Consider the following 599-nt stretch of genomic DNA (forward strand, 5'->3'; position numbering starts at 1 on the left):
AATTAGTACCGGTCACCTCCAACACTCACATGCTGTCCAGATCCGGCCTATCAACCCCGTAATCTACAGGGAACCTCAAACGAAACCTCATCTCGAAACAGGCTTCCCGCTTAGATGCTTTCAGCGGTTATCCCTCCCATACGTAGCCAACCAGCCATGCCACGGGCGTGACAACTGGCCCACCAGAGGTATGTCCAACCCGGTCCTCTCGTACTAGGGTCAGCCTTTCTCAAGTTTCAACGCGCACGGCGGATAGAGACCGAACTGTCTCACGACGTTCTAAACCCAGCTCGCGTGCCGCTTTAATGGGCGAACAGCCCAACCCTTGGGACCAACTCCAGCCCCAGGATGCGACGAGCCGACATCGAGGTGCCAAACCATCCCGTCGATATGGACTCTTGGGGAAGATCAGCCTGTTATCCCCGGGGTACCTTTTATCCGTTGAGCGACACCGCTTCCACAAGCCGGTGCCGGATCACTAGTCCCTACTTTCGTACCTGCTCGACCTGTCAGTCTCACAGTCAAGCTCCCTTGTGCACTTACACTCAACACCTGATTGCCAACCAGGCTGAGGGAACCTTTGGGCGCCTCCGTTACTC

1 rRNA gene is annotated in these 599 nt (G+C 56.1%); it reads right to left on the bottom strand.

The features are described from left to right. A 23S ribosomal RNA gene (locus OZD62_RS01500) occupies nt 1-599 on the bottom strand; the annotation flags it as partial.

The organism is Wolbachia endosymbiont of Drosophila seguyi, from assembly GCF_028981765.1.
In the GTDB taxonomy this organism is placed as follows: Bacteria; Pseudomonadota; Alphaproteobacteria; order Rickettsiales; family Anaplasmataceae; genus Wolbachia; species Wolbachia pipientis.